This window comes from Streptomyces sp. NPDC047981, from assembly GCF_040653315.1.
GTDB lineage: Bacteria > Actinomycetota > Actinomycetes > Streptomycetales > Streptomycetaceae > Streptomyces.
Genome location: NZ_JBEZNQ010000081.1, coordinates 1 through 25,363 on the forward strand (window position 1 = coordinate 1; position 25,363 = coordinate 25,363).

The 25,363-nt window shown below is 70.4% G+C and carries 24 protein-coding genes and 1 riboswitch; of the genes, 11 read left to right on the forward strand and 13 right to left on the reverse strand.

Going from position 1 to position 25,363, the window contains the following annotated elements; all coding sequences use genetic code 11:
• Window positions 1-28 precede the first annotated feature (28 nt).
• The 3 genes from AB0E14_RS32665 (at window position 29) to def (ending at window position 3,012) form a co-directional block, all read left to right on the forward strand.
• Window positions 29-1,240 (forward strand): HD domain-containing protein, encoded by a 1,212-nt coding sequence (locus tag AB0E14_RS32665; protein ID WP_362426631.1) that lies wholly within the window; start codon window positions 29-31, stop codon window positions 1,238-1,240.
• A gap of 79 nt (window positions 1,241-1,319) precedes the next feature.
• A complete protein-coding gene (locus AB0E14_RS32670) occupies window positions 1,320-2,300 on the forward strand; it encodes a hypothetical protein (RefSeq protein ID WP_362426549.1) in 981 nt (326 codons plus the stop codon).
• Between the two features lie 82 nt (window positions 2,301-2,382).
• Complete coding sequence (gene def, locus AB0E14_RS32675; RefSeq protein WP_362426552.1) at window positions 2,383-3,012, forward strand: peptide deformylase; 630 nt, start codon at window positions 2,383-2,385, stop codon at window positions 3,010-3,012.
• 77 nt (window positions 3,013-3,089) lie between these two features.
• On the opposite strand, the gene AB0E14_RS32680 is transcribed toward def, so the two are convergent.
• The 6 genes from AB0E14_RS32680 to AB0E14_RS32705 all read right to left on the reverse strand — a co-directional run bounded on the left by AB0E14_RS32680 (window position 3,090) and on the right by AB0E14_RS32705 (window position 10,143).
• Window positions 3,090-4,100: a ribonucleotide-diphosphate reductase subunit beta gene (locus AB0E14_RS32680; RefSeq protein WP_362426555.1), complete on the reverse strand. Its 1,011-nt coding sequence runs from the start codon at window positions 4,098-4,100 to the stop codon at window positions 3,090-3,092.
• Window positions 4,100-6,478 (reverse strand): ribonucleoside-diphosphate reductase subunit alpha, encoded by a 2,379-nt coding sequence (locus AB0E14_RS32685; RefSeq protein WP_362426558.1) that lies wholly within the window; start codon window positions 6,476-6,478, stop codon window positions 4,100-4,102. Before AB0E14_RS32685 ends, AB0E14_RS32680 begins: the two co-directional genes overlap by 1 nt.
• 153 nt (window positions 6,479-6,631) lie before the next feature.
• A riboswitch (cobalamin riboswitch) is annotated at window positions 6,632-6,710 on the reverse strand.
• A 77-nt stretch (window positions 6,711-6,787) separates the two neighbouring features.
• Entirely contained in the window at window positions 6,788-7,291 is a 504-nt protein-coding gene (locus AB0E14_RS32690; RefSeq protein ID WP_362426561.1) for a GNAT family N-acetyltransferase, read from the reverse strand.
• Between the two features lie 96 nt (window positions 7,292-7,387).
• Window positions 7,388-9,013, reverse strand: a complete 1,626-nt coding sequence (gene mctP / locus AB0E14_RS32695) for a monocarboxylate uptake permease MctP (protein WP_362426564.1) — start codon at window positions 9,011-9,013, stop codon at window positions 7,388-7,390.
• Window positions 9,010-9,264, reverse strand: coding sequence for a DUF3311 domain-containing protein (locus tag AB0E14_RS32700; protein ID WP_362426567.1), 255 nt, complete (start codon window positions 9,262-9,264; stop codon window positions 9,010-9,012). Before AB0E14_RS32700 ends, mctP begins: the two co-directional genes overlap by 4 nt.
• Window positions 9,265-9,378: 114 nt before the next feature.
• Window positions 9,379-10,143, reverse strand: a complete 765-nt coding sequence (locus AB0E14_RS32705; protein ID WP_362426634.1) for a GntR family transcriptional regulator — start codon at window positions 10,141-10,143, stop codon at window positions 9,379-9,381.
• A gap of 283 nt (window positions 10,144-10,426) precedes the next feature.
• Between AB0E14_RS32705 and AB0E14_RS32710 the strand changes: the two genes are divergently transcribed.
• The 4 genes from AB0E14_RS32710 (at window position 10,427) to AB0E14_RS32725 (ending at window position 15,161) form a co-directional block, all read left to right on the forward strand.
• Entirely contained in the window at window positions 10,427-11,707 is a 1,281-nt protein-coding gene (locus AB0E14_RS32710) for an extracellular solute-binding protein (protein WP_362426570.1), read from the forward strand.
• 78 nt (window positions 11,708-11,785) lie between these two features.
• Entirely contained in the window at window positions 11,786-12,778 is a 993-nt protein-coding gene (locus AB0E14_RS32715; protein ID WP_362426573.1) for a sugar ABC transporter permease, read from the forward strand.
• Entirely contained in the window at window positions 12,775-13,635 is an 861-nt protein-coding gene (locus tag AB0E14_RS32720) for a carbohydrate ABC transporter permease (RefSeq protein ID WP_362426576.1), read from the forward strand. The genes AB0E14_RS32715 and AB0E14_RS32720 overlap by 4 nt, the downstream gene beginning before the upstream one ends.
• An 8-nt stretch (window positions 13,636-13,643) precedes the next feature.
• The gene (locus AB0E14_RS32725; protein ID WP_362426579.1) at window positions 13,644-15,161 is read left to right on the forward strand and encodes a glycoside hydrolase family 3 protein; all 1,518 of its coding nucleotides are present in this window, start codon (window positions 13,644-13,646) and stop codon (window positions 15,159-15,161) included.
• A gap of 98 nt (window positions 15,162-15,259) precedes the next feature.
• Here AB0E14_RS32725 and nagB read toward each other — a convergent pair whose 3' ends face one another.
• Both nagB and AB0E14_RS32735 read right to left on the reverse strand, forming a co-directional pair.
• Entirely contained in the window at window positions 15,260-16,045 is a 786-nt protein-coding gene (nagB, locus tag AB0E14_RS32730) for a glucosamine-6-phosphate deaminase (RefSeq protein ID WP_362426582.1), read from the reverse strand.
• Window positions 16,046-16,272: 227 nt separating this feature from the next.
• Window positions 16,273-17,031 carry an SDR family oxidoreductase gene (locus tag AB0E14_RS32735; RefSeq protein WP_362426585.1) on the reverse strand — a complete coding sequence of 253 codons (759 nt, stop codon included), beginning with the start codon at window positions 17,029-17,031 and terminating at the stop codon, window positions 16,273-16,275.
• Window positions 17,032-17,115: 84 nt separating this feature from the next.
• Here AB0E14_RS32735 and AB0E14_RS32740 point away from each other — a divergent pair, with 84 nt between their 5' ends.
• The gene (locus tag AB0E14_RS32740; protein ID WP_362426588.1) at window positions 17,116-17,718 is read left to right on the forward strand and encodes a TetR/AcrR family transcriptional regulator; all 603 of its coding nucleotides are present in this window, start codon (window positions 17,116-17,118) and stop codon (window positions 17,716-17,718) included.
• A 365-nt stretch (window positions 17,719-18,083) separates the two neighbouring features.
• On the forward strand, window positions 18,084-19,550 hold the full coding sequence (locus AB0E14_RS32745) for a PAS domain-containing sensor histidine kinase (protein WP_362426637.1): 1,467 nt from the start codon (window positions 18,084-18,086) through the stop codon (window positions 19,548-19,550).
• A gap of 182 nt (window positions 19,551-19,732) precedes the next feature.
• Here the strand turns inward: AB0E14_RS32745 and AB0E14_RS32750 are convergent, their stop codons facing one another.
• Window positions 19,733-19,990 (reverse strand): WhiB family transcriptional regulator, encoded by a 258-nt coding sequence (locus AB0E14_RS32750; protein WP_003953983.1) that lies wholly within the window; start codon window positions 19,988-19,990, stop codon window positions 19,733-19,735.
• Between the two features lie 317 nt (window positions 19,991-20,307).
• Window positions 20,308-21,276 (reverse strand): diacylglycerol kinase family protein, encoded by a 969-nt coding sequence (locus AB0E14_RS32755; protein WP_362426591.1) that lies wholly within the window; start codon window positions 21,274-21,276, stop codon window positions 20,308-20,310.
• 91 nt (window positions 21,277-21,367) lie between these two features.
• Between AB0E14_RS32755 and AB0E14_RS32760 the strand changes: the two genes are divergently transcribed.
• Window positions 21,368-21,781: a hypothetical protein gene (locus AB0E14_RS32760; RefSeq protein WP_362426595.1), complete on the forward strand. Its 414-nt coding sequence runs from the start codon at window positions 21,368-21,370 to the stop codon at window positions 21,779-21,781.
• Between the two features lie 37 nt (window positions 21,782-21,818).
• Here the strand turns inward: AB0E14_RS32760 and AB0E14_RS32765 are convergent, their stop codons facing one another.
• The 3 genes from AB0E14_RS32765 to AB0E14_RS32775 all read right to left on the reverse strand — a co-directional run bounded on the left by AB0E14_RS32765 (window position 21,819) and on the right by AB0E14_RS32775 (window position 23,700).
• On the reverse strand, window positions 21,819-22,772 hold the full coding sequence (locus AB0E14_RS32765) for an RNA polymerase sigma factor SigF (protein ID WP_362426597.1): 954 nt from the start codon (window positions 22,770-22,772) through the stop codon (window positions 21,819-21,821).
• Window positions 22,769-23,182: an anti-sigma regulatory factor gene (locus AB0E14_RS32770; protein ID WP_362426599.1), complete on the reverse strand. Its 414-nt coding sequence runs from the start codon at window positions 23,180-23,182 to the stop codon at window positions 22,769-22,771. Before AB0E14_RS32770 ends, AB0E14_RS32765 begins: the two co-directional genes overlap by 4 nt.
• 257 nt (window positions 23,183-23,439) lie before the next feature.
• The gene (locus tag AB0E14_RS32775) at window positions 23,440-23,700 is read right to left on the reverse strand and encodes a UBP-type zinc finger domain-containing protein (RefSeq protein ID WP_362426602.1); all 261 of its coding nucleotides are present in this window, start codon (window positions 23,698-23,700) and stop codon (window positions 23,440-23,442) included.
• A gap of 46 nt (window positions 23,701-23,746) precedes the next feature.
• Between AB0E14_RS32775 and AB0E14_RS32780 the strand changes: the two genes are divergently transcribed.
• A complete protein-coding gene (locus AB0E14_RS32780) occupies window positions 23,747-25,339 on the forward strand; it encodes a Na+/H+ antiporter (protein WP_362426607.1) in 1,593 nt (530 codons plus the stop codon).
• Window positions 25,340-25,363: the final 24 nt, after the last annotated feature.

Genomic DNA, 25,363 nt, shown 5'->3' on the forward strand with positions numbered 1-25,363 from the left:
AGTTGAGCTCCGGGTACCGGGCGAGCGCGTGGGTGCAGATGCGGGCGAGCAGCGCAGGAGCGGGGTCTGCGAGCCCGGGAACGCGCTCGCGTTCGGCGTGCTCATCGCGCTCGGCGAGCTCGCCCGCTGGGGCGCCCTGCCGGGCGACCGGGAGCCCGCGCCGCTCGCGGCCGCCGGAGCCCTCGCGTACGCCCTGCTCGGCGAGCAGGCGGGGAGCAGCACCACCCACGGCGTCCTCCAGATCATCGCCGTCGTCGTCGCCGGCGGGCTCGTCGGGATCGTCCCCCACATCGCCCGCGGCGAGGGCCCCGACCTCGACCACCAGGCCCGCCGCATCCTCACCGTCGGCTTCGCCGCCCTCTGCTTCCAGCCCCTCTACAACTCCGGCGAGGTGGGCGAGCGCCTCGGCCACGGCCCCGCCTACGCCCTCTTCCTGCTGCTCCTGCTCGTCCTCACCGCCCTGTGCGACGCCGTCCTCGCCGCCCTGATGCTCCGCGCCCGTACGGGATACCCCTACGGCCCACTCCTGCGCGACGAGCTGCGGGCCCTGATCGGCATCGGCTCGGCCGTCTGCGCAACCGGCGCCGTCATGGCCCTCGGCGTGGCCGCCGCCGGGCTCTGGGCGCTGCCCGTCTTCTGCGTGCCGCTGCTGCTCACCCAGGTCTCCTTCCGCCGCTACGCCGCCGTGCGCACCACCAACCGGCAGACCATCGCCTCGCTCGCCCGTGCCACCGAGATCGCCGGCTGCACCCCACCGGGGCATGCCCGCCGCGTCGCCGCGCTCAGCGCCGCCGTCGGCCGTGAGCTGGGTCTCTCCGGGGCCGATCTGACCGTCCTGGAGTACGCCGCCCTCATGCACGACATCGGGCAGCTCTCCCTCGTCGACCCCGTCCCCGAAGGCGCCACGGCCCTCCTGCCCGCCGAGGAGCAGCGCCGGATCGCACTCCTCGGCGGGGCCGTCGTCCGCCAGACCGGCGTCCCCGCCGCCGTGGCCGTCGTCGTGGAGCGGCAGGCCGATCCGTACCGCGACCAACCGCTGCCCGCCCGGATCGTCCGTACCGTCAACGCCTACGACGATCTCGCCGGCACCGGCGCGGGCGTCGGCGGGGCGCTGACCGCCCTCGAACGGCTCCGTCTCGCCACCGCCCGCGACCACCACCCGGACGTGGTGGAATCCCTCGCGAGGGTGCTCGCGAGAGGCGGTGTGACCGGGGGCGTCACCCCTCTCCCTCCTGGGTAACCCATGGGTAATGAGCGCGCGTCCAACCGGGCATGGTTGGATGCGAACAAGAGGGTGAAGCGACCGGCAGGCGGGAATCGTGAGGATCTTCGGGAAGGTACGGCATCGGCCCTCCGCCTCGTGGCGGCAGGCCACCGACCGCGCGTTCACGCTGATCGGCGACGGCCGGTACGAGGACGCGGGCGCGCTGCTCACGCGCGCGGCGGATCTGGAGCCCTGGCTCTCGGAGTCCTGGTTCAACCTGGCGCTGCTGCACAAGTTCCGGCACGACTGGGAGCAGGCCAGGGCCGCGGGGCTGCGCGCCGTCGCGCTGCTCGACAAGGAGACCGGCGCTCCCGACTGGTGGAACGTGGGCATCGCCGCCACCGCGCTCCAGGACTGGCCGCTGGCCCGCCGCGCCTGGCAGGCGTACGGACTGCGGGTGCCCGGGGCCTCCGCCGGGACCGGTGAGCCCGCCGGCATGGAGCTGGGCAGCGCCGCCGTCCGGCTCTCGCCCGAGGGCGAGGCAGAGGTCGTATGGGGCCGCCGACTGGACCCGGCCCGTATCGAGGTCCTCTCCATCCCGCTGCCGTCCTCCGGCCGCCGCTGGGGCGAGGTCGTCCTGCACGACGGCGTACCCAACGGCGAGCGCACGACGAGCGCCGGACCGTCCTACCCGGTCTTCGACGAGATCGAGCTGTGGGCGCCCTCGCCGGTCCCCACCTGGGTGGTCCTTCTGGAGGCCGCCACCGAGGCCGACCGGGACGCCCTGGAGCAGCTCGCCGCCGACGCCGGCTTCGCCGCCGAGGACTGGTCCTCGTCGGTCCGGCTGCTCTGCCGCGCCTGCTCCGAGTCGACCATGCCCAGCGCCGAGGGCGAGGGCGAGCACCTCGACCCGCACGACCACAGCGAGCCGGGCCACCCCGGGCCGCTCGGCCACCGCTCGCCCGGCGAGCTCTGGGTCCCCGAGCGGGAGTGCGGGATCGCCGCGCCCGTCGGTCTGGTCCGCGGCCTGCTCGACGGCTGGGTGGCGGACAGCCCCGACAGCCGAGAGTGGCGGGATCTCGAAGAGGTCTGCTGATCCTTCTGCCGATCCCGCCCGGATCCTGCCCTTAGGCTGTACGGGACCATCGACTGGGGTTCCGAGGAAGGCGTGCGGCTCAATGGCGCAGCAGGAGACTGACGAGCAGATCAACGACGGTTACGTCGTGGACACGGAGGACTGCGAGGCGCGTGAGCTCGCGTACCGCGAGCGGGGTACGGCGCGTCCGATCACCGTCGTCGGCAACCCGGTGCTGCACCGGGAGTGCAAGGACGTCACCGAGTTCGACGACGAGCTCGCCGCGCTGATCGACGACATGTTCGCCAGCCAGAAGGCCGCCGAGGGCGTGGGCCTGGCCGCGAACCAGATCGGTGTGGACCTCAAGGTCTTCGTCTACGACTGCCCCGACGACGAGGGCGTCCGGCACACCGGCGTCGTCGTCAACCCGGTGCTCCAGGAGCTGCCGGCCGAGCAGCGCGTCCTCGACGAGTCCAACGAGGGCTGCCTCTCCGTGCCGACCGCGTACGCCTCGCTGGCCCGCCCGGACTTCGCCGAGGTGCACGGCCAGGACGCCCAGGGCAACCCGATCAAGGTCCGGGGCACCGGCTACTTCGCGCGCTGCCTCCAGCACGAGACGGACCACCTGTACGGCTTCCTGTACATCGACAAGCTCTCCAAGCGGGACCGCAAGGACGCCCTGCGCCAGATGGACGAGGGCACCCCGCGCTACGAGACCGTCCCGAACGACTGACCCCGTTCACGCGGATACGACGAAGGGCCCCCTCCCCCGGAGCGGGGCCCTTCGCCGTGATCGTCCCGGAACGCGGACTAGAAGTCCTCGTCCAGGTCCACCGAGCCCTCGACCGCCACCTGGTAGGCGGACGGACGGCGCTCGAAGAAGTTCGTCAGCTCCTGGACGCCCTGGAGCTCCATGAACGCGAACGGGTTCTCGGAGCCGTAGACCGGGGCGAAGCCGAGCCGCACCAGGCGCTGGTCGGCGACGCACTGGAGGTACTCGCGCATCGACTCGGTGTTCATGCCCGGCAGGCCGTCGCCGCACAGGTCACGGCCGAACTGCAGCTCCGCCTCGACGGCCTCCTTCAGCATGTCGGTGACCTGCTGCCGGAGCGCGTCGTCGAAGAGCTCCGGCTCCTCCTTGCGGACGGTGTCCACGACCTCGAAGGCGAAGTTCATGTGCATCGTCTCGTCGCGGAACACCCAGTTGGTGCCGGTCGCGAGACCGTGCAGCAGACCGCGGGACCGGAACCAGTACACGTAGGCGAAGGCACCGTAGAAGAACAGGCCCTCGATGCACGCCGCGAAGCAGATCAGGTTCAGCAGGAAGCGGCGGCGGTCGGCCTGGGTCTCCAGGCGCTCGATCTTCTCGACCGAGTCCATCCACTTGAAGCAGAACTGCGCCTTCTCGCGGATCGAGGGGATGTTCTCCACCGCGTCGAAGGCCGCCGCGCGGTCCTCCGGGTCGGGCAGGTAGGTGTCGAGCAGCGTCAGATAGAACTGGACGTGCACGGCCTCCTCGAACAGCTGGCGCGAGAGGTAGAGGCGCGCCTCGGGGGAGTTGATGTGCTTGTACAGCGTCAGCACGAGGTTGTTCGCGACGATCGAGTCACCGGTCGCGAAGAACGCGACCAGGCGGCCGATCATGTGCTGCTCGCCCGGCGACAGCTTGGCGAGGTCGGCGACGTCCGAGTGGAGGTCGACCTCCTCCACCGTCCAGGTGTTCTTGATCGCGTCCCGGTAGCGCTCGTAGAAGTCCGGGTAGCGCATCGGACGCAGGGTCAGTTCGAAGCCCGGGTCGAGCAGGTTCTTGGTGTCGGACATCACTGGCAGGCCTCGCAGGACTCGGGGTTCTCAAGGGAGCAGGCGACGGCGTCGGGGTCGGCGACCTGCTGGACGGGGATGGTGGCGGCCGCGGGCGCCGCGGCCTGGGCCGCGCGGGCGATCCGCGTCGCCGGGCGGGAGCGCAGGTAGTACGTCGTCTTCAGGCCCTGCTTCCAGGCGTACGCGTACATCGACGACAGCTTGCCGATGGTCGGCGTCTCCAGGAACAGGTTCAGCGACTGCGACTGGTCCAGGAACGGCGTACGGGCCGCCGCCATGTCGATCAGACCGCGCTGCGGGATCTCCCACGCCGTCCGGTACAGCTCGCGCACCTCGGCCGGGACCCAGGTGAAGCCGGCCACCGAGCCGTTGGACTCGCGCAGTGCCTCGCGGGTCTGGGTGTCCCACACGCCGAGCTTCTTCAGCTCCTCCACCAGGTACGAGTTGACCTGGAGGAACTCGCCCGAGAGCGTCTCGCGCTTGAACAGGTTGGAGACCTGCGGCTCGATGCACTCGTACACGCCCGCGATGGAGGCGATCGTCGCCGTCGGCGCGATGGCGAGCAGCAGGCTGTTGCGCATGCCGACGGCGGCGATCCGCGCGCGCAGCGCGGCCCAGCGCTCCGGCCAGTTCAGCTCGACGTCGTAGTGGTCGGGGTGCAGGACACCGCGCGCGGCGCGGGTCTTGTCCCAGGCCGGCACCGGCCCGTTGCGCTCGGCGAGGTCGGCGGAGGCCTCGTACGCGGCGAGCATGATCCGCTCGGCGATCTTCGTGGAGAGCGCCCGCGCCTCGGCGGAGTCGAACGGCAGCTTCAGCTGGAAGAAGACGTCCTGGAGGCCCATCGCGCCCAGGCCCACCGGGCGCCAGCGGGCGTTGGAGCGGCCGGCCTGCTCGGTCGGGTAGAAGTTGATGTCCACGACCCGGTCGAGGAACGTGACGGCGGTGCGGACGGTCGCGTCGAGCCGCTCCCAGTCGATGTCCGAACCGACGACGAACGCGCCCAGGTTGACCGAACCGAGGTTGCAGACCGCGGTCTCGCCGTCGTCCGTGACCTCCAGGATCTCGGTGCACAGGTTCGAGGAGTGGACCGTGTGGCCCTTCTCCGCGGTCTGGTTGGCCGTCCGGTTCGAGGCGTCCTTGAAGGTCATCCAGCCGTTGCCGGTCTGGGCCAGGGTGCGCATCATCCGGCCGTACAGGTCACGGGCCGGCATCGTCTTGCGGGCCAGGCCCTTCGCCTCGGCGGCGCGGTAGGCGGCGTCGAACTCGTCGCCCCACAGGTCGACCAGCTCGGGCACGTCCGCCGGGGAGAACAGCGACCACTCGGCGTCCGCGTTGACCCGGCGCATGAACTCGTCCGGGATCCAGTGCGCGAGGTTCAGGTTGTGCGTACGCCGGGCGTCCTCACCGGTGTTGTCGCGCAGCTCCAGGAACTCCTCGATGTCCGCGTGCCAGGTCTCCAGGTAGACCGCGGCGGCGCCCTTGCGCCGGCCGCCCTGGTTCACGGCCGCCACGGAGGCGTCCAGCGTCTTCAGGAACGGCACGATGCCGTTGGAGTGCCCGTTGGTGCCGCGGATCAGCGAGCCGCGGGCGCGGATGCGGGAGTACGACAGGCCGATGCCGCCGGCGTGCTTCGAGAGGCGCGCGACCTGGTGGTAGCGGTCGTAGATGGAGTCCAGCTCGTCCTGCGGGGAGTCCAGGAGGTAGCAGGAGGACATCTGCGGGTGGCGGGTGCCGGAGTTGAAGAGCGTGGGGGAGGACGGCAGGTAGTCGAGCCGGCTCATGAGCCCGTAGAGCGCGGCGACCTCGTCCAGGGCGCGGGCGGAGTCGTCCTCGGCCAGACCGCAGGCGACGCGCAGCATGAAGTGCTGCGGGGTCTCGATCACCTTGCGGGTGATCGGGTGGCGCAGCAGGTAGCGGGAGTACAGGGTGCGCAGGCCGAAGTAGCCGAAGCGGTCGTCCGCGGCGCCGTCGACGAGCGCGTCGAGCCGCTCGGCGTGCAGCGTGACGAAGTCGGCGGTGCGGTCTGCGATGAGGCCCTCGCGGTGGCCGACGGCGACGGAGGCGGAGAAGGTGACCGAGCCCTGGGAGGCCGCCTCGTCCGCGATCGTGATGGTCAGCAGCCGGGCCGCGAGCCGGGAGTAGGCCGGGTCCTCGGCGATCAGACCCGCGGCCGCCTCGGTGGCCAGCTCGCGCAGCTCCGCCTCGTCCGAGCCGGCGTTGCGGCCCCGGAGCGCGGCGGCGGCGACCTTGCCGGGGTCGGTGTCGGTGAGGTCGGCGGTGAGGTCGGTCAGGGTCCGCAGGAGCACGGTCCCGGGTCCGTCGCTCTCGTTGCCGTCGCTCTCGATCGCTGCGGCCGGATCGGCGGGCGCGATGGTCACGTGGGGGCTCTCCCTCGCTCGGCTCGGGGCCGGCGCGGGAGGCGCGCGGCGGCGCCGGCCCCCGTACGCAGGGCTGCGCCGCGCCGCTGCCCACTCCGCGAGGCCCGGACGTCTGTGTCACCCGGAACGGACGGACCGGGCGCGCTGTCGGCAGGTCTTCGGACTGACCGGGCGGACGAAGCCGCCAAAAGCACACCGTTGCGGGACAGTTCCGGATTCGCACCGGATTCCCCTGCGACGACAGCGAGGATGAGCATACATGTGGGGGGCGCCGCTCGCGGCACCCCCCACATGTTGTGTCGCGTCGGGTCACAGCTCCAGGGCGTAGGTGATCAGGGGGACGATGTCCGGTATCGGCGACCAGTCCCGTTCCGGGGTCCGTACGAAGCCCATCCGCTCGTACAGCCGGTGTGCGGCGGCCATCTGAGGGTCGGTCGACAGCACCACCCGCGTACAGCCCGGCAGCGCCCTGGCCCGCTCCACGCACGCCCGGACCAGTGCTTCGCCGGTGCCCCGGCCGCGCGCTTCGGGGGCGACCACCAGCATCCGGAACTCGGCCTCGCCGGCTCCCGCGATGTCCGCCCACCGCGTGCCACCCGGCGCGAAGGTGACACCGCCGAGGATCCGGCCCGCGCCGTCGTCGGCGACGAGCACCACGGCCTCCGCGGCGCGGCCGGCGACGTCCGCGAGGACGGGCAGATAGGGGTCCTCCGCGCCGAAGAACAGCAGACCGTCACCCAGGTAGGTGCCCGCCGTCAGCGCGCCGAGCCTCTCGTACTCCTCGGGCCGTGCCGCCCTGATCGTGATGTCCATGGGCCGCAGTCTGCCCGAGGGGTACGGCGGAGGGCCCGGGGATTTCCGTTCGGAAACCCCCGGGCCCTCCGCCCTGTGCGTGGTGCGGCCACGGCGTCAGTGCGAGCTCACGCCGACCTTCGGCAGCTCGGTCGAGACGCCCTTGTCGCCCGCGTCCGCCGTGTAGTCCTCCGGCGAGGTCTCGTCGACGCCCTCCGGCGCCTTGACGGCCTTCAGGACGAAGGTGAGGACGACGGTGACGATGACGTTGATCACGAAGGCGGTGAGGCCGATGTAGCCGATCTCGCCGATGCCCGGGATCTCGGCGGACGAGCCGCCGAAGTGCTTCTGCGTCGGGCTGGCGACGCCGTACGCCGCCGCGGTGCCGTAGACCATGCCGACGGCCCAGCCGGCGAGCAGCGCCCAGCGGTGGAACCAGCGGGTGAACAGACCGCCGACCAGGGCCGGGAGGGTCTGCAGGATCCAGATGCCGCCGAGCAGCTGGAAGTTGATCGCGACCGTCTTGTCCATGGTGAGGACGAAGGCCAGCGCGCCGACCTTGACCAGCAGCGACACCAGCTTGGACACCTTGGTCTCCTGCTCCGGCGTGGCGTCCGGCTTCAGGAAGTCCTTGTAGATGTTGCGGGTGAAGAGGTTGGCGGCGGCGATCGACATGATCGCGGCCGGCACCAGCGCGCCGATGCCGATCGCGGCGAAGGCCACGCCCGCGAACCAGTCCGGGAACATGTTCTCGAACAGCTGCGGGATCGCCAGCTGGCCGTTGGTCACCTTCACGCCGGCGGCGATCGCCATGAAGCCGAGCAGCGCCAGCAGACCCAGCATCAGCGAGTACAGCGGCAGGATCGTGGTGTTGCGGCGGATGACGTCACGGCTGCGCGAGGAGAGCGTCGCCGTGATCGAGTGCGGGTACATGAAGAGCGCCAGCGCCGAGCCGAGCGCGAGCGTCGCGTAGCCCCACTGGCCCATCTCGCCGGGCACCAGCGCGCCGCGCGGCTTGTCGGTCGCCGGGTTGATCGTCGCGTACGCCTCGCCGGCCTTGGCGAAGATCTCGTCGAAGCCGCCCAGCTTGATCGGGATGTAGATGATCGCCACCGCGATGACGATGTAGATCAGGGTGTCCTTGACGAAGGCGATGAGCGCCGGGGCGCGCAGACCCGAGGAGTAGGTGTACGCCGCGAGCACACCGAAGGCGATGAGCAGCGGCAGGTCCTTGATGAACCAGTGGGTGTTCTCGCCGCCGCCGACGCCCATCACGTCCAGGACGGCCTGGATGCCGACCAGCTGGAGCGCGATGTACGGCATGGTCGCGAGGATGCCGGTGAGGGCGACCGCGAGGGACAGGCCCTTGGAGCCGAAGCGGCCGCGGACGAAGTCCGAGGTGGTGACGTACCCGTGCTTGTGCGACACCGACCAGAGACGGGGCAGGAAGGTGAAGATCAGCGGGTAGACCAGGATCGTGTACGGCACGGCGAAGAAGCCCGCCGCGCCCGCCGCGTAGATCGCCGCGGGCACCGCGACGAAGGTGTACGCGGTGTAGAGGTCGCCGCCGAGCAGGAACCAGGTGACCCAGGTGCCGAACGAGCGCCCGCCGAGGCCCCATTCGTCGAGGCTGTTCTCGTTCTCGGCCCTGCGCCAGCGCGAGGCGAGGAAGCCCATGACCGTGACGGCCAGGAAGAAGAAGATGAAGACGGCGAGTGCGACGCCGTTCACGCCGTCCTTCACTTGGAGGCACCTGCCTTCCGGGCGCGCTGGTCACGCTGCCAGAGCTGGTACGCGACCATCGTCAGCGCGGTCGAGATGACGACCCACGCCATCTGGTACCAGTAGAAGAACGGGATGCCGATGAACTTCGGCTCGATCTTCGCGTACGAACTCACCCAGAGCATCGCCACGAACGGGGCGAACAGACAGAGCGCCACGACGACCCGTAGGGGTGTGACGGTTGGTTGTCTTCCCTGTGTCTCTTCGGACATACGGCGGACCGTCCCCTCGATGATCACCTGTTGTAATGCGCAGGAAATCTAGGGGACGGTTTCGCGGTATGGAACCCCTGTCCGGATAGCGGACGGTGGGTGTGCGGTCTTTTGTCAGCCGTTGGGGCGCTTGAGCCTGGCAACGAACTTGTATCGGTCGCCGCGGTACACCGAACGCACCCACTCGACGGGCTCGCCGTCGGCGTCCAGCGAGTGGCGGGAGAGCATCAGCATCGGCAGGCCCACGTCCGTGCCGAGCAGGCCGGCCTCGCGCGGGGTGGCGAGCGAGGTCTCGATGGTCTCCTCGGCCTCGGCGAGGTGTACGTCGTACACCTCGGCGAGCGCGGTGTAGAGGGACGTGTACTTCACCAGCGAGCGGCGCAGCGCCGGGAAGCGCTTGGCCGAAAGGTGCGTGGTCTCGATCGCCATCGGCTCGCCGCTCGCGAGCCGCAGCCGCTCGATCCGCAGGACCCGCCCGCCGGGGGAGATGTCGAGCAGCCCGGCGAGGGTGTCGTCGGCCGTGACGTACCCGATGTCGAGCAGCTGCGAGGTGGGCTCCAGGCCCTGGGCGCGCATGTCCTCGGTGTAGGAGGTCAGCTGGAGCGCCTGGGAGACCTTGGGCTTGGCGACGAACGTGCCCTTGCCCTGGATGCGTTCGAGCCGGCCCTCGACGACCAGTTCCTGGAGTGCCTGGCGCACGGTGGTGCGCGAGGTGTCGAACTCGGCGGCCAGGGTGCGCTCGGGCGGGACCGGGGTCCCGGGGGGCAGGGTTTCGGTCATGTCGAGCAAGTGGCGCTTGAGCCGGTAGTACTTGGGAACGCGCGCGGTGCGGGTGGCGACCCCGCCCTCTTTCTCCGTACTGCCCGCGTCCGTGGCCATGCCCTGCCTTCCCGACTGCTGTGCTGCTGCCGTCACCGGCTCCTCCGTCTGTCGCGGCTCACATGGTGGCACGGACCGGTCACGGGTCGTCGCCCTCCCTCAGGTGTCGGTCCGATAACGGACGCGACTGCCCTTCTTATACACCCTTGACACCCCTAAAGGTCTAGGCCAAGCTCCGGGTACTGGTCTAAACCATTAAAGACCAGGTCCCAGCCCCACGAGCACTACTCGACGTATGTCTTCGCGCGGTGGGGGGGTTGCAGGCATCCCTGAGGAGGGTGGCGTGAAGCGCAAGCTCATCGCGGCGATCGGCGTCGCGGGCATCATGGTCTCCATCGCGGCGTGCGGTGGCACCGACAAGAGCGGGGACAACGCCGGCGGCGACGCCAAGGAGCTCACCGTCTGGCTGACGGTCGACGCCCAGAACAACTGGCCCGAGCTGGTCAAGGCCGCCGACGACGCGGTGACGAAGAAGCACCCGGGCATCAAGATCAAGCACGAGTACTACGGCTGGCCGGACAAGAACACCAAGCTCGACGCGGTGCTCGCCACGGACAAGGCCCCGGACGTTGTCGAGATGGGCAACTCCGAGATGATCAGCTACATGGCCAAGGGTGCCTTCGCCGAGGTCGACCCGTCGAAGTTCGAGAACTCCGACAAGTGGCTCGACGCCCTCAAGGACTCGGTCACCTACAACGGCAAGACCTACGGTGTCCCCTACTACGCCGGTGGCCGCGTGGGCACCTGGCGCAAGGACATCGCCGCCGAGGCGGGCGTCAAGGCCGCCCCGAAGACCTGGGCCGAGCTGACCGCCGCGCTCGACGCCATCCAGAAGAAGAAGGGCGACAAGTTCAGCGCCTGGTACCAGCCGTCGCCGGACTGGTACGCCGCGATGTCCTTCGTCTTCGACGCGGGCGGCTCCATCGCCAAGCAGGAGGGCGAGACCTGGAAGGCGAACCTCTCCTCGCCGGAGTCCATCAAGGGTCTCACCGAGTACAAGAACATCGTCGACAAGTACATGCACGGCGACAAGACCAAGGACGAGGCCGACCGCCCGGTCGTCTTCGGCCAGGGCAACGCCGCCACGATGTTCGCCGCCGGCTGGGAGGGCGCCACCGCGGCCGACCCGAAGAGCGACAAGGTCGGCGGGCTGAAGGACAAGCTCGAGAACTTCGTGATGCCCGGCCCGTCCGGCAAGAACCTCCCGGTCTTCCTCGGCGGCTCCGACCTGGCCATCCCGGTCAAGTCCAAGGCGCAGGGCGTCGCGGCCGAGTGGATCGCCGCCTTCACCGGCGCCGAGGGCCAGAAGGGCCTCGTCGCCAAGGGCAACCTGCCCAACAACAAGGCGGACCTCGCCCCGCTGAAGGCCGACCCGGCCACCACGGTCCCGGCCACCGCCGCCGAGTCCAGCTGGTTCGTCCCGACCGCTCCGGGCTGGGGCCAGGTCGAGAAGGCCCAGATCCTCAAGACGATGCTCATCGAGATCGCCAACGGCAAGAAGTCGGTCGACGCCGCCGCGAAGGACGCGGACGCCGCGATCGACAAGGTCATCAACACCAAGTGACCTATGGGCAGGGCCCCGTCACCACGCTGACGGGGCCCTGCTTCCCGTACCACGAGAGGGATCGCTGAGGAGCACGGGATGAGTGCCGCAGACACAACCACCGCGAAGGTGCCGCCGGCGCGGCAATCGCCACCATCCGGCTCCGCAGCCGGTACCCCGAAGCCGGGGAAGAAGCCGAGTCTGGGCGGGGGTGGGATCCCATGGCTGCTGCTCGCACCCTGCCTGCTCATCCTGCTCCTGGTGCTCGGCTACCCGCTCGTGCGCCTGGTCACCCTCTCCTTCCAGGTCTTCGGGCAGCCCCAGCTGTGGGGCTTCCAGGAGGCCGAGTGGGCCGGCCTCGACAACTTCACCAAGATCCTCGGTGACGGCGAGTTCTGGGCCGTCGTCCTGCGCACCGTGATCTTCGCGGGCGGCGCCGTGATCGCCACCATGGTCATCGGCATGCTGATCGCCCTGCTGCTCCAGCGGGTCTCCGGCTGGGTGAAGACGCTCATCAACATCGCGCTCGTGGCGAGCTGGGGCATGCCCATCATCGTCGCCACCGCCATCTTCAAGTGGCTCTTCGACGCCGACTACGGCGTCCTCAACTGGCTGCTCAGCAAGATCCCCGGCGTCGACATGATCGGCCACAACTGGTTCGCCAGCGGCCCGCAGGGCCTCGCCGTCATCATGCTGCTCGTCGTCTGGGGCGCCGTGCCCTTCGTCGTCATCACGCTGAGCGCCGGTCTGACCCAGGTCCCCAAGGAGCTGGAGGAGGCCGCCCGCCTCGACGGCGCCGGCGCCTGGGGCGTCTTCCGCTTCGTCACGCTGCCCATCCTCAAGCCGATCATCGTCATGCTGACGACGCTCTCGGTCATCTGGGACATGGGCGTCTTCCCGCAGGTCTACGTGATGCGCAACGGCCACCCCGAGGCCGAGTTCCAGCTGCTCACCACGTACTCCTTCGACAAGGCCTTCGTCGTCAACGACTACGGCACCGGCTCCGCGATCGCGCTCGTCACCGTCGTCCTGCTGCTCGGCGTGGTCGCCGTGTACATGCGCCAGATGCTCAAGATCGGAGAGGTCGAGTGAGCGCAGCGAACGCAGCGGCTCCCGCCGCCACCCGCCGACGCAAGAAGTCCAAGCTCGGCTGGAACCTGATCGGCCTCCTGGTCTTCGTCACGATCGGCTTCCCGGTCTACTGGATGGTCAACACGGCCTTCAAGCCGGCCAAGGACGCCATCGACCCCAACCCGCACTTCTTCCCCTCCGTGTTCACGCTGGAGAACTTCAAGCGTGCCCTGGAGATCGCGGACTTCTGGGGACCGGTCGGCCGCAGCCTCATCGTCTCCTCGGTGGTCGTCGTCATCGGCATCATCGTCGGCATGCTGGCGGCGCTCGCCATCTCCCGGTTCGCCTTCCGCGGCCGGAAGATCGTCATCGTCGGCATCCTCGCCGTCCAGATGGTCCCGCTCGTCGCGATGATCATCCCGGTCTTCCTGATGCTCAACGACCTGGGCCAGTACGACAAGATCAGCGGCCTGATCATCACCTACCTGACCTTCATCCTGCCCTTCACGGTGTGGACGCTGCGCGGCTTCATCGTGAACATCCCCAAGGAGCTGGAGGAGGCCGCCCAGGTCGACGGCTGCACCCGCACCGGCGCGTTCATCCGGGTCGTCTTCCCGCTGCTCGCCCCCGGCATGGTCGCCACCTCCGTCTACGGCTTCATCCAGGCGTGGAACGAGTACCTCTACGCCCTGATGCTGATGAGCCAGCAGAACCAGACGGCCACCGTCTGGCTCGGCAACTTCATCACCAAGAACGGCACCGAGTACGCCCCGATGATGGCGGGCTCCACCATGATGGCCGTCCCCATCGTGATCCTCTTCCTCCTGGTCCAGCGCAAGATGGCCGCGGGCCTGACGGCCGGCGCGGTGAAGGGATAACGCCGCTCATGACCACACTCGTAAGCGCCTCGGACACCCTGACCCGTGACGCGCTCACGGTCCTCCAGCCCGGCTTCGTCGGCACCACCGCGCCCGACTGGCTGCTGCGCCGCATCGGCGAGGGACTCTCCTCCGTCGGACTCTTCGGCCGGAACATCGCCTCGCCCGAGCAGCTCGCCGCGCTCACCGCACAGCTGCGGGCCGAGCGGGACGACGTCCTCGTCGCCATCGACGAGGAGGGCGGCGACGTCACCCGCCTGGAGGTCCGCAACGGTTCCTCCTTCCCCGGCAACTACGCCCTCGGCTCGGTCGACGACACCGACCTCACCCGGGCCGTCGCCGCCGAACTCGGCCGCCGGCTGGCCGCCTGCGGGGTCGACCTCAACTGGGCGCCGTCGGCCGACGTGAACTCCAACGCCGACAACCCGGTCATCGGCGTCCGCTCCTTCGGCGCGAGCCCCGACCTGGTCGCCCGGCACACCGTGGCGTACGTCGAGGGCCTGCAGGCCGTCGGTGTCGCCGCGTGCACCAAGCACTTCCCCGGACACGGCGACACCAACGTCGACTCGCACCACGCGCTGCCCCGCATCGATGTGGACCTCGCCACACTGCACGCCCGTGAGCTGGCACCTTTCCGCGCGGCCATCGCCGCGGGTACCAAAGCGGTCATGAGCGCGCATATCCTGCTCTCCGCGCTCGACCCCGAGCGGCCGGCGACCCTGAGCCCGCAGATCCTGACCGGTCTGCTCCGTCAGGAGCTGGGCTTCGAGGGGCTGATCGTCACCGACGGCATGGAGATGCAGGCCATCGCGGGGACGTACGGCATCGAGCGCGGATCCGTCCTCGCGATAGCCGCGGGCGCCGACGCCATCTGCGTCGGCGGCGGGCTGGCCGACGAGGACACCGTACTGCGGCTGCGCGACGCGCTGGTCGAAGCGGTACGGACCGGTGAACTGCCCGAGGAGCGGCTGGCCGACGCCGCGGCGCGTGTACGCGCCCTGGCGGCCTGGACCCAGGCGCACCGGGCCAGGGGGGCTGGATCGGGGCCGGGCGCGGCAGTGCAGGAGGGGACCGCGCCCGGCACCGAGATCGGACTGGTCGCCGCCCGCAGGGCCGTGACCCTCACGCCGGGGGAGCTGCCCTACACGCCGGTGACCGAGGCCCCGTACGTCGCCGCCTTCACCCCGGTCGCCAACATCGCCGTGGGTGACGAGACGCCCTGGGGTGTCGCGGCCGAGCTGGAGCGCCTCCTTCCGGGCACCGAGACCGGCTCCTTCGACGAGCCGTCGGTGGACGCGGTGCTCGCCGCGGCGAAGGAGCGGCGGATCGTCGCGGTCGTCAGGGACGCCCACCGGCACCCGTGGATGACCCAGGCCCTGGACGCCCTGCTGGCGGCCCGCCCGGACAGCGTCGTGGTGGAGATGGGCCTGAACCAGGCCGCGCCCCGCGGCGCCCTGCACATCGCCACGCACGGTGCGGCCCGCGTCTGCGGCCGCGCGGCGGCGGAGGCGATCGCCGGGCTCTGATCCCGGTACGGGGGAGCACGACAGTGGGGCCCGGCACCTGAACCAGGTGCCGGGCCCCACTGTCGTTCCCGGGGCGTCCGTACCGCCCCGGGCCTGTCCTAGATGCCCTGCCAGGTGGGCTTGTTGGCGAAGGTGTGGCGGAAGTAGTCCGCGAGCTTCAGCTTGGACGCGGCGGCCTCGTCCACGACGACCGTGGCGTGCGGGTGCAGCTGGAGCGCGGAGGCCGGCACGATCGCGGCGACCGGGCCCTCGACGGTCGCGGCCACGGCGTCCGCCTTGCCCTCGCCGGTGGCCAGGAGCACCAGGTGCCGGGCCTCCAGGATGGTGCCGATGCCCTGGGTGATGACGTGGTGCGGCACCTGCTCGATGTCGTTGTCGAAGAAGCGCGCGTTGTCGACGCGGGTCTGCTCGGTGAGCGTCTTGATCCGCGTCCGGGAGGCGAGCGAGGAGCAGGGCTCGTTGAAGCCGATGTGCCCGTCGGTCCCGATGCCGAGGATCTGCAGGTCGACCCCGCCGGCCTCGCGCAGGGCCAGGTCGTAGGCCTCGCAGGCCGCCTGGACGTCCTCGGCCGAACCGTCCGGGCCCATGAAGGCGCCCTCGGAGAGCCCGAGCGGCTCGACGACCTGACGCAGCACGGTGGAGCGGTAGGACTCCGGGTGCCCGGTGGGCAGCCCGACGTACTCGTCCAGCTGAGCGATCCGGGCGCGCGAGGCGTCCACGGAACCGGCCTTGACCTGGGCGATCAGGGCCTCGTAGATGGGCAGCGGAGTCGAGCCGGTGGCAACGCCGAGCAGCGCGTCGGGCTTGCGGCGCAGGAGGCCGGCGATGCCGTCCGCGATGAGCTCTCCGCCTGCCGTGGCGTCCGGGACGATGACAACTTCCACGCTGTGCCTGCCGATCTGGTGAGGGGCTGGTGAGGGGCTGGTGAGGGGCTGGTGAGGGTCTGGTGGTATAGACCAATCAAAGCTCAATCTAGCAGAGCTGAGACCGTCCGCTCAGGCCCTTCCGATCGGCGGACGCGCCCCTCCCCATGGTCGAACGGCACGCCCCCCGCAGCCACCGGAGCCCAGGCCGGCCCCGCCCCCGGGCCCCCGCCCCGGACCTCCCCGGGTCAGGCGATCGAACCCCCCGTCGCGTCGATCCACTGCCCCGTCACCCAGCGCCCATCGTGCGAGGCCAGGAACGCCACCACGTCGGCTATGTCCGAGGGTTCCCCGACCCGCCCCAGCGTCGACAGGGCCGCCGAGCGCGCCCACGCCTCGTCGTCCCCGCGCAGCCACGCCGCGTTGATGTCCGTGTCCACGATCCCGGGCGCCACCGCGTTGACCGTGATGCCCCGCGCGCCCAGCACCTTGGAGAGATAGCGCGTGAAGGTGTCGAGGGCGCTCTTGGACATCGCGTACGCGATCAGCTCGGGCATCATCGCGGCCTGGCTCAGGCCCGTGGAGACGTTGATGATCCGGCCCCCGTCGCGCAGCCGCTCCGCCCCCTGCTGCGCGAGGAAGAACGGCGCCTTCGTGTTGACCGCGAAGATCCGGTCGAACTCCGTCTCGTCGATGGCCGCGAAGGGCTGCGAGGCCGCGATCCCCGCGTTGTTGACGAGGATGTCGAGCCCGCCCGCGCCCGTCCGCTCGTCGAACCGCTCCCAGAGCGCCACCGCGTCCCCGTCCGTCCCCAGCTCCTGGCCGATCGCGAAGGCCTCGCCGCCCGCCGCCTCGATCGCCGCGACGGTCTCCTTCGCCGCCGTCTCGTTGGTCCCGTAATGCACCGCGACCCGCGCGCCGTCCCGGCCGAGCCGCTCGGCGATGCCCCGCCCGATGCCCCGGCTGCCGCCCGTCACCAGTGCCGTCTTCCCTGCGAGCGCACCCATGGGACGCCCCCCTCACTTCCGTAGTGGTCGTTACAGAAATGACCGTAGCACCACTTCCGTAGTGCCCGCTATAGAATTGGCGTCATGACGACAGGACAGCGCGGCCGGCCCCGCTCCTTCGACCGCCTCACGGCGCTGGAGCAGGCCACGATGGCGTTCTGGGAGCACGGGTACGAAACGACCTCGGTCGCCGACCTCACCCGCGCCATGGGCATCAGCGCCCCGAGCCTCTACGCCGCCTTCGGGGACAAGAAGGCCCTGTTCGAGGAGGTCGTCGAGGCCTATGCGGTGAGCTACGGCGCGTACGGCGGCCGGGCCTTCGAGGAGGAGCCGACGGCGCGCGGCGCGCTCGGCCGGATGCTCAGGGAGGCGGCGGGCCTCTTCACCGACCCGTCCCACCCGCGCGGCTGCCTGATGATCTCCGCCGCGACGAACTGCTCGAACCCCGAGGTCGAGCAGACCCTGCGCGAGCGCCGCGCGCGCAACCTGGCGGCGTTCGAGGCGCGGATCCGCCGGGGCGTCGACGCGGGCGAGCTGCCCGCCGGCACGGACACCGGCACCCTGGCCCGGCTCTACGGCGCGGTCCTCCAGGGCATGTCCCAGCAGGCGCGCGACGGCGCGACGCGGGCTGAACTTGAGGCCGTCGCGGAGGCGGCGATGCGCTCCTGGCCGACGCCCGAGGGCTGAAGGGGCCCGTCGGCCGTGCGCCGAAAGGGCCCCGGAAACACCCGCGGGCCGCGGCGCCCGACGGGACCCTCAACCCGTCCGGCACCGCAGCCCGGAGTTGCCCGGCCGAGGATGTGCGGTCCCGCGGCCGTATGGGAGGTCTCGACGCAGTCAGGGCAGAGAGCGTCGATCACCTCGTCCGCCCTCCTGTGCGGGGAGGGCGGAGGTCTTTCACAGGGTGCTGCCCTGCCATTGTGGACTAGACCATTCTTGTCTGTCCATCCATCGGCACGGCCGCGTTCCCGGTCCATCCTCCAACACGAACGCCGTGAGATCCAGGTTCATCGCGCGACGATTCCGCAGGTACGCTCGCCCCTGTGCCCTCCATGAACGAGCTCGTCCGCCAGCACACCGCTCTGAGTGAGTCCGACCTCGAGTGGCTCCACCTGCTGGTCTCGGAGTGGCAACTGCTCTCCGACCTGTCCTTCGCCGACCTCGTGCTCTGGGTCCCTACCCTGGACGGCACCCGCTATGTCTCCGTCGCCCAGATGCGGCCCAACACCGGACCGACCTCCTATCAGGACGACATGGTCGGCCATCTGGTTCCACGCGGCCGCCGCCCCCTGCTCGACGTCGCCCTGGACGAGGGCCGGATCGTGCGCGAGGGAGACCCCGAGTGGCGTGAGGAGGTCCCCGTACGGGTCGAGTCCATCCCCGTGCGCCGCGAGGGCCGGGTCCTCGGCGTGATCGCCCGCAACACCAACCTGCTCACCGTGCGGACCCCCTCCCGGCTCGAGCTGACCTACCTCCAGTCGGCCTCCGACCTGGCCCAGATGATCGCCGCCGGAACGTTCCCCTTCCCCGGCGAGGCCGTCGACATGGACTCGTCGCCGCGCGCGGGCGACGGACTCATCCGCCTCGATGCCGACGGCATCGTCCAGTACGCCTCGCCCAACGCCCTCTCCGCCTACCACCGGCTGGGCCTCGCCGCCGACCTGGTCGGTCAGCACCTCGGCCAGATCACCGCCGAACTCGCTCCTTCCCGAGGCCCGGTCGACGAGGCTCTGGTCAAGCTGGCCTCCGGCTACGCCCCGCGCGAGGCCGAGGTCGAGGGCAACGGCGGTGTGATCCAGCTCCGGGCGATCCCGCTCAAGCCCAAGGGCACCCGGATCGGTTCGCTCGTCCTGCTCCGTGACGTCACGGAACTGCGCCGCCGCGAGCGCGAGTTGATCACCAAGGACGCCACCATCCGGGAGATCCACCACCGGGTGAAGAACAACCTGCAGACCGTGGCCGCGCTGCTGCGGCTGCAGGCCCGCCGGATGGACTCGGACCAGGGCCGCGAGGCTCTCAACGAGGCGGTGCGCAGGGTCGGTTCGATCGCGATCGTGCACGAGACGCTCTCCCAGAACCTGGACGAGCGGGTGGAGTTCGACGAGATCGCCGACCGCGTGATCGCGATGGTCGCCGAGATCTCCCCGGGCAAGGTGACCTGCCGGCGCAATGGCCGCTTCGGCATCCTCGACGCCGAGGTCGCCACCCCGCTCTCCATGGTCCTCACCGAGATCCTGCAGAACGCCCTGGAGCACGCGTTCGCACCGGGGGAGCGAGGCTCGGTCGAGGTCACCGCCGTCCGCGGCGAACCCCGCGCCGACGCACGGCTGTTGATCACGGTCCAGGACGACGGCCGCGGTCTGCCGGAGGGCTTCGACCCCCAGCGTGCGGGCAACCTCGGCCTGCAGATCGTACGGACGCTGGTGGAGGGGGAGTTGGGCGGCACCTTCGACATGCAGCCCGGCGCGGAGCGCGGCACCAAGGTCGTCCTCGACATCCCCGTACAGCCGCAGAAGTAGCTCGCGGACAGCCGTGGGCGTAGCCCGCTGCGGCATGCGCCGCCGCACACAGCAGCGAGCCCCGGACCGATGAGAATCGGTCCGGGGCTCGAATGCTGTGGGTTACTGCTGCGCGCTGCGGCTCGGGGGCGGTGATTGCGTACGCGATGTACGCGCCGCTTGCCTCAGGCTTGTCAGGGTGTTCAGGCGCTGGCGTTGCGCGCCCGGTTGCGAGCGGCGCGGCGCTTCATCGCGCGGCGCTCGTCCTCGCTGAGGCCACCCCAGACGCCGGAGTCCTGGCCGGACTCGAGCGCCCACTGCAGGCACTGCTCCATCACGGGGCAGCGACGGCAGACGGCCTTGGCTTCCTCGATCTGCAGCAGCGCAGGACCGGTGTTGCCGATGGGGAAGAACAGCTCGGGGTCTTCCTCACGACAAACGGCGTTGTGACGCCAGTCCATGGCTGCTACCTCTCTTGGTGTTACGTGCAGGTTGCTTGTGAATGTGAACGCTTTCACGAATCCCCCCGCAAGGGAAGGGCCGACTACCAGATGAACTGGATGCGTCCTTGGACTGAGGAGGGGTTCTGGCTCTCAGTGGAGGCCGGTCTTGCGGGCCGTCCCGATCGCCAAGAAGAGACTCCCAAACCCCAGCAGCGGATACAACCCTTTCTGGAAAGTTTTTTTTGATTCCTCGGTGTCGGCTAGGTCACAGCCGTACTTCTAAGGGGTGGATGGCAGCCTAAACGTTCGAGTGAAAGGACTTTCGGCCCTTCCGCTCACACAATCACACGCAGTGCACGGCGAACGCCTGTGAACGCAACGCTCGTACGCAGTCCGAGGTGGTCTCCGTCCATCTGCAGCGGGAGCGGAACCTTCGAATGCAAGGTGAAGTCCGTCAGATCGTGCAGAGACAGTGCGTGCTTGCCGTGCGGGCCCCGCTCGGGGGTCGAAGTGAGCAGCTGGGTGGCGTAACGGGCCACCGCCGGGGTCGACAGACGGCTCAGCCCGAGGACGTCGAGCGCGGTGTCGAAGGAGGCCTCCGGGGACGCGTACACCGGACGATTGCCCAGGTAGGTCCAGGGGGAGGTGTTGCAGATTATGGAGAGGACCAGCTGCTCGACCGGGTCGTGGCCGGGCCGCTCCAGGGTGATCGTGCCGTGCCGGCGGTGCGGTTCCCCGAGGAACTGGCGGACCACCTGGCGGAGGTAGAGCGCGTGCGTGGATCTCTTGCCGCGCTCCCGCTGCTGTTCGACTCGGCCGATGACGCCGGCGTCGAACCCGAACCCGGCGCAGAACGTGAACCAGCGCGCCGGAACGGCCTCGTCCTCGGTCCCCGGCGTACCGGACGCGATCCCGAGGCTCACTGTGCGTGCACGGCGCTCACGGAGCGCGTCGAGCAGTGCGCCCGTCGCCTCCACGGCGTCGTTGGGCAGCCCCAGCGCGCGGGCGAAGACATTGGTGGAGCCGCCGGGCACGATCGCGAGACCCGGCAGCCGGTCAGGATCGGGGCCGTCGTGCAGGAGCCCGTTGACGACCTCGTTCACCGTCCCGTCGCCACCGAGGGCGACGACCAGCTCCACCTCTCCGGACTCGGCGGCCCGGCGGGCGAGGTCGCGGGCGTGCCCGCGGTACTCGGTGGTGACCGTCTCCAGCTTCATCTCGCTCGCGAGGGCGTGGATGAGGACGTCACGGGTGCGGGCACTGGTGGTGGTGGCTGCCGGATTGACCACGAGAAGTGCGCGCATGGCCGCCAGCGTACCTACCCGGCGGTACTGATTCCCAGTCGTGGCCACCTGCCGGACAGCCCCGCGGGCCGTCCCGGCTACCCTGCCGGGTATGAGCAGTACGGAGCAGACCCCCCGCCCTGTCCGGCTGACCGCGGCGGCCGCGGTGGCCGGCGTCGAAGCACTCGCGCTGATGGTCGGAGGCGTCTACGTGCTCGTGACCGCGCTCACCGGAGACCCCGACGGCCTGACGCAGGCGGTCATGGGCGGCGCGACCCTGATCGCCCTCGGCCTCATCCCCGGCGCAGCGGCGCGCGGACTGCTGCTGCGCCGCAGCTGGAGCCGGGGGCCGGCGATCATCACCCAGATCCTGGCCCTGCCGGTCGCCTGGCAGCTCCTCCAGGCGAACAGCGCCCTGATCCCCGGCGGCATCGCCCTCGCCGTGCTCGCCGTCACCGGTCTCGTCCTCCTCGTGAACCCCGCGACGACCGAGGCGCTGGGCATCGGTCGTCGCGGCGAGGCGTGACGCTTCCTGTCGGCTCCTGTCGGCTTCCTGCCGGCGACTACTCCTCCACGAGGAGCTTCTCCCGCAGCTGCGCCAGCGTGCGTGCGAGCAGCCGGGAGACGTGCATCTGCGAGATGCCGACCTCCTGCGCGATCTGCGACTGGGTCATGTTGCCGAAGAAGCGGAGCAGCAGGATCCGCTTCTCCCGGGGCGGCAGGTCCTCCAGGAGCGGCTTGAGCGACTCCCGGTACTCGACCCCCTCCAGGGCCTCGTCCTCCGCGCCCAGCGTGTCCGCGACCGCGGGTGACTCGTCGTCCGTGTCGGGGACGTCCAGCGAGAGCGTCGAGTAGGCGTTCGCCGACTCCAGGCCCTCCAGGACCTCCTCCTCGGAGATCCCCAGCCGCTCCGCCAGCTCGTGCACGGTCGGGGAACGGCCGTGCAGCTGGGACAGCTCGGCCGTCGCCGTCGTCAGCGAAAGACGCAGCTCCTGGAGCCGGCGCGGCACGCGCACCGCCCAGCCCTTGTCCCGGAAGTGCCGCTTGATCTCGCCGACGACCGTCGGTGTCGCGTACGTCGAGAACTCGACGCCACGCTCCGGGTCGAAGCGGTCCACCGACTTGATCAGACCGATCGTCGCGACCTGTGTCAGGTCGTCGAGCGGCTCGCCCCGGTTACGGAACCGGCGCGCCAGGTGCTCGACGAGCGGCAGGTGCATCCGTACGAGCTGGTTGCGCAGCTCCGCCTTCTCCGTGGAGCCCTCCGGGAGCTTGCGCAGCTCGACGAAGAGGGCGCGCGCCCCGCTCCGGTCGTGCGGGTCCGGCGCCTCCTGGGGGGCGTGCGGAACCTCCGGAACGTCCTCGGCCTGCTGCGGCTCGGCGTCCTTCGGGACCTCGTTGTGCTGCTGGTGCTCGCTCATCTGGACCGCCTGCTCCGTAGCGACCTCGACCTCGACCTCCGGATGCGGCCTCGCCTGCTGCTCAGGGATGCCGGCCGTCGCGTCCCCGCTCCTCACGCCGGGCCTGGCCCCGCGCCGCGCTGTTTGTACAGGCTGATGGAGACCGTCTTGTCGTCCGCCACGGACGACTCGACCTTCCCGGCCAGCGCGGAGAGCACCGTCCAGGCGAAGGTGTCCCGCTCGGGGGCCCGGCCGTCGGTGGTGGGGGCGGAGACGGTCACGTCGAGCGAGTCGTCGATCAGCCGGAAGACACAGCTGAGGACGGAGCCCGGCACGGCCTGCTGGAGCAGGATGGCGCACGCCTCGTCGACCGCGATCCGCAAGTCCTCGATCTCGTCGAGGGTGAAGTCCAAGCGTGCCGCGAGACCGGCCGTGGCCGTACGCAGCACGGACAGGTAGGCACCCGCAGCGGGCAGCCGGACTTCCACGAAGTCCTGGGACCCGGGCTCGCCTGCGATCTGGGACACCCTCACCTCCAAGGTGGCACAAGCTCATTCGGGGCCCGGGGGGAGAAAGCCCCCCGAACCGGGCGGTGCGCAGTCGGTTGCGCAATCCGCGGTGACGCTATCGCGATCCGTGCTGCCGTGTCGCCGTGGGCCTCAGCCGGGCCCCCGTCCCCGTCTGTCACTCATGGTAAGTCCATGAGTACGGACAGTGGCTAGGGGTCTGCCGAAGCCAATTCCGATCGACCGACAGCAGATTGCCGGGGTGTCGTACCCAGCCCTCAGACGATCGAACCGTCCACGAAACACCACCGCCAGCGCTCGTTCGGCTCGAAGGTGCGCATCACCGGGTGGCCGGTGGTCGAGAAGTGCCCGGTCGCGTGCCGCCCCGACGAGGAGTCGCAGCAGCCCACGTGCCCACAGGTGAGGCAGATGCGCAGCTGGACGGGGTGCGTCCCGTCGCTCAGACACTCGGGGCAGGTGTCGGTCAGCGGCGCGGGTTCGGGGCGCGGCATTTCGGCAACGTGCGGGCACTCGCTCATGATGGCCAGGTTACGTGCTGGAACGGACAGGGGACGGGGCCGAGCGATGGACGCACTGCAGTTGGTGGGGCTGGTCGCGGCGAGCGCCGCGGTCGCGGGCCTGGCCCGCAGGACACCGGTGCCCGCGCCGCTGCTCCTGGTGGCCGTCGGCCTCGCCGCGTCGTACGTGCCCGGTGTGCCGGACTACACCCTCGACCCGCACATCATCCTGCCGCTCATCCTGCCCCCGCTGCTCTACACGGCGGCGATGGACTCCTCGTACCTCGACCTGCGGGCCAACATCAGGCCCGTCGCCCTGCTCTCGGTCGGGTACGTCCTCTTCGCCACCGTCGCCGTCGGCTGGCTCGCGTACGTCCTCGTCCCGGACCTGCCGCTCACGGCGGCGCTCGTGCTCGGCGCGGTCGTCGCGCCGCCGGACGCGGTCGCGGCGACGGCGATCGCCCGCAAGCTGGGCCTGCCGAACCGGATCACCACCATCCTCCAGGGCGAGTCCCTGGTGAACGACGCCACCGCCATCACCGCCTACAAGGTCGCCCTCGCCGCAGCCGTCGGCGAGGGCATCAGCTGGGCGGGCGGTCTCGGCGAGTTCGCGCTCGCGGCGGTCGGCGGCATCGGCGTCGGGCTCGTCCTGATGGTCCCCATCCACTGGCTCCGCCGCCACCTCGGCGAGGCCCTGCTGCAGAACACCCTCTCCCTCCTGATCCCCTTCGTCGCCTACGCGGCGGCCGAGGAGGTCGGCGCCTCCGGGGTCCTCGCGGTGGTCGTCGTCGGCCTCTTCCTGGGGCACCGCAACTGGCAGGTGGACTTCGCGACCCGCCTCCAGGAGGCGGCCGTGTGGAAGATGGTCGCCTTCATCCTGGAGTCCAGCGTCTTCGCCCTCATCGGCCTCCAGCTGCCGTACGTCGTGCAGGGCCTCGGGCAGTACGGGATCGCCGAGGCGGCCTGGTACGCCCTCGGGGTCTTCGTGGCCGTGGTCGTGGTCCGCTTCGTCTGGGTCTATCCGTCCACCTTCCTGCCCCGCCGGCTGTCGAAGCGGATCAGGGAGCGCGAGCCAGGGGTGGACTGGCGGGCGCCGCTGATCGTCGGCTGGGCCGGCATGCGCGGTGTGGTCTCCCTCGCCATCGCCTTCTCCATCCCGGAGATGACCGACGGGGTGGAGTTCCCCGCCCGGAACCTGGTCCTCTTCCTCACCTTCACCACCGTCATCGGGACCCTGGTCGTCCAGGGGCTCACCCTGCCCCCGCTGATCCGGCTCCTGAAGCTCCCGCCCCGCGACACGTACCAGGAGACCCTCGCCGAGGCGCAGGCCCAGAGCGAGGCGTCCCGGGCGGCGGAGGAGCGCCTGGAGGCCCTGCTGGCCGACGAGCGCAACGCCCTGCCGCAGCCCCTCGCCGACCGACTCCGCGCGGTCCTGGAGCGGCGCCGCAACGCCGTGTGGGAGCGCCTCGGTTCGGTGAACGAGGTCACGGGCGAGACCGTCGACGACACCTACCGGCGGCTCTCCGGCGAGATGATCGAGGCCGAGCGCGAGGTCTTCGTCCAGCTGCGGGACGAGCGCCGCATCGACGACGAGATGCTGCGCACGCTGCTGCGCCGGCTCGACCTGGAGGAGGCGGCGGCCTACCGCGAGGAGGCGTGAGCGGCGGACGCGACAGGGCCGGGG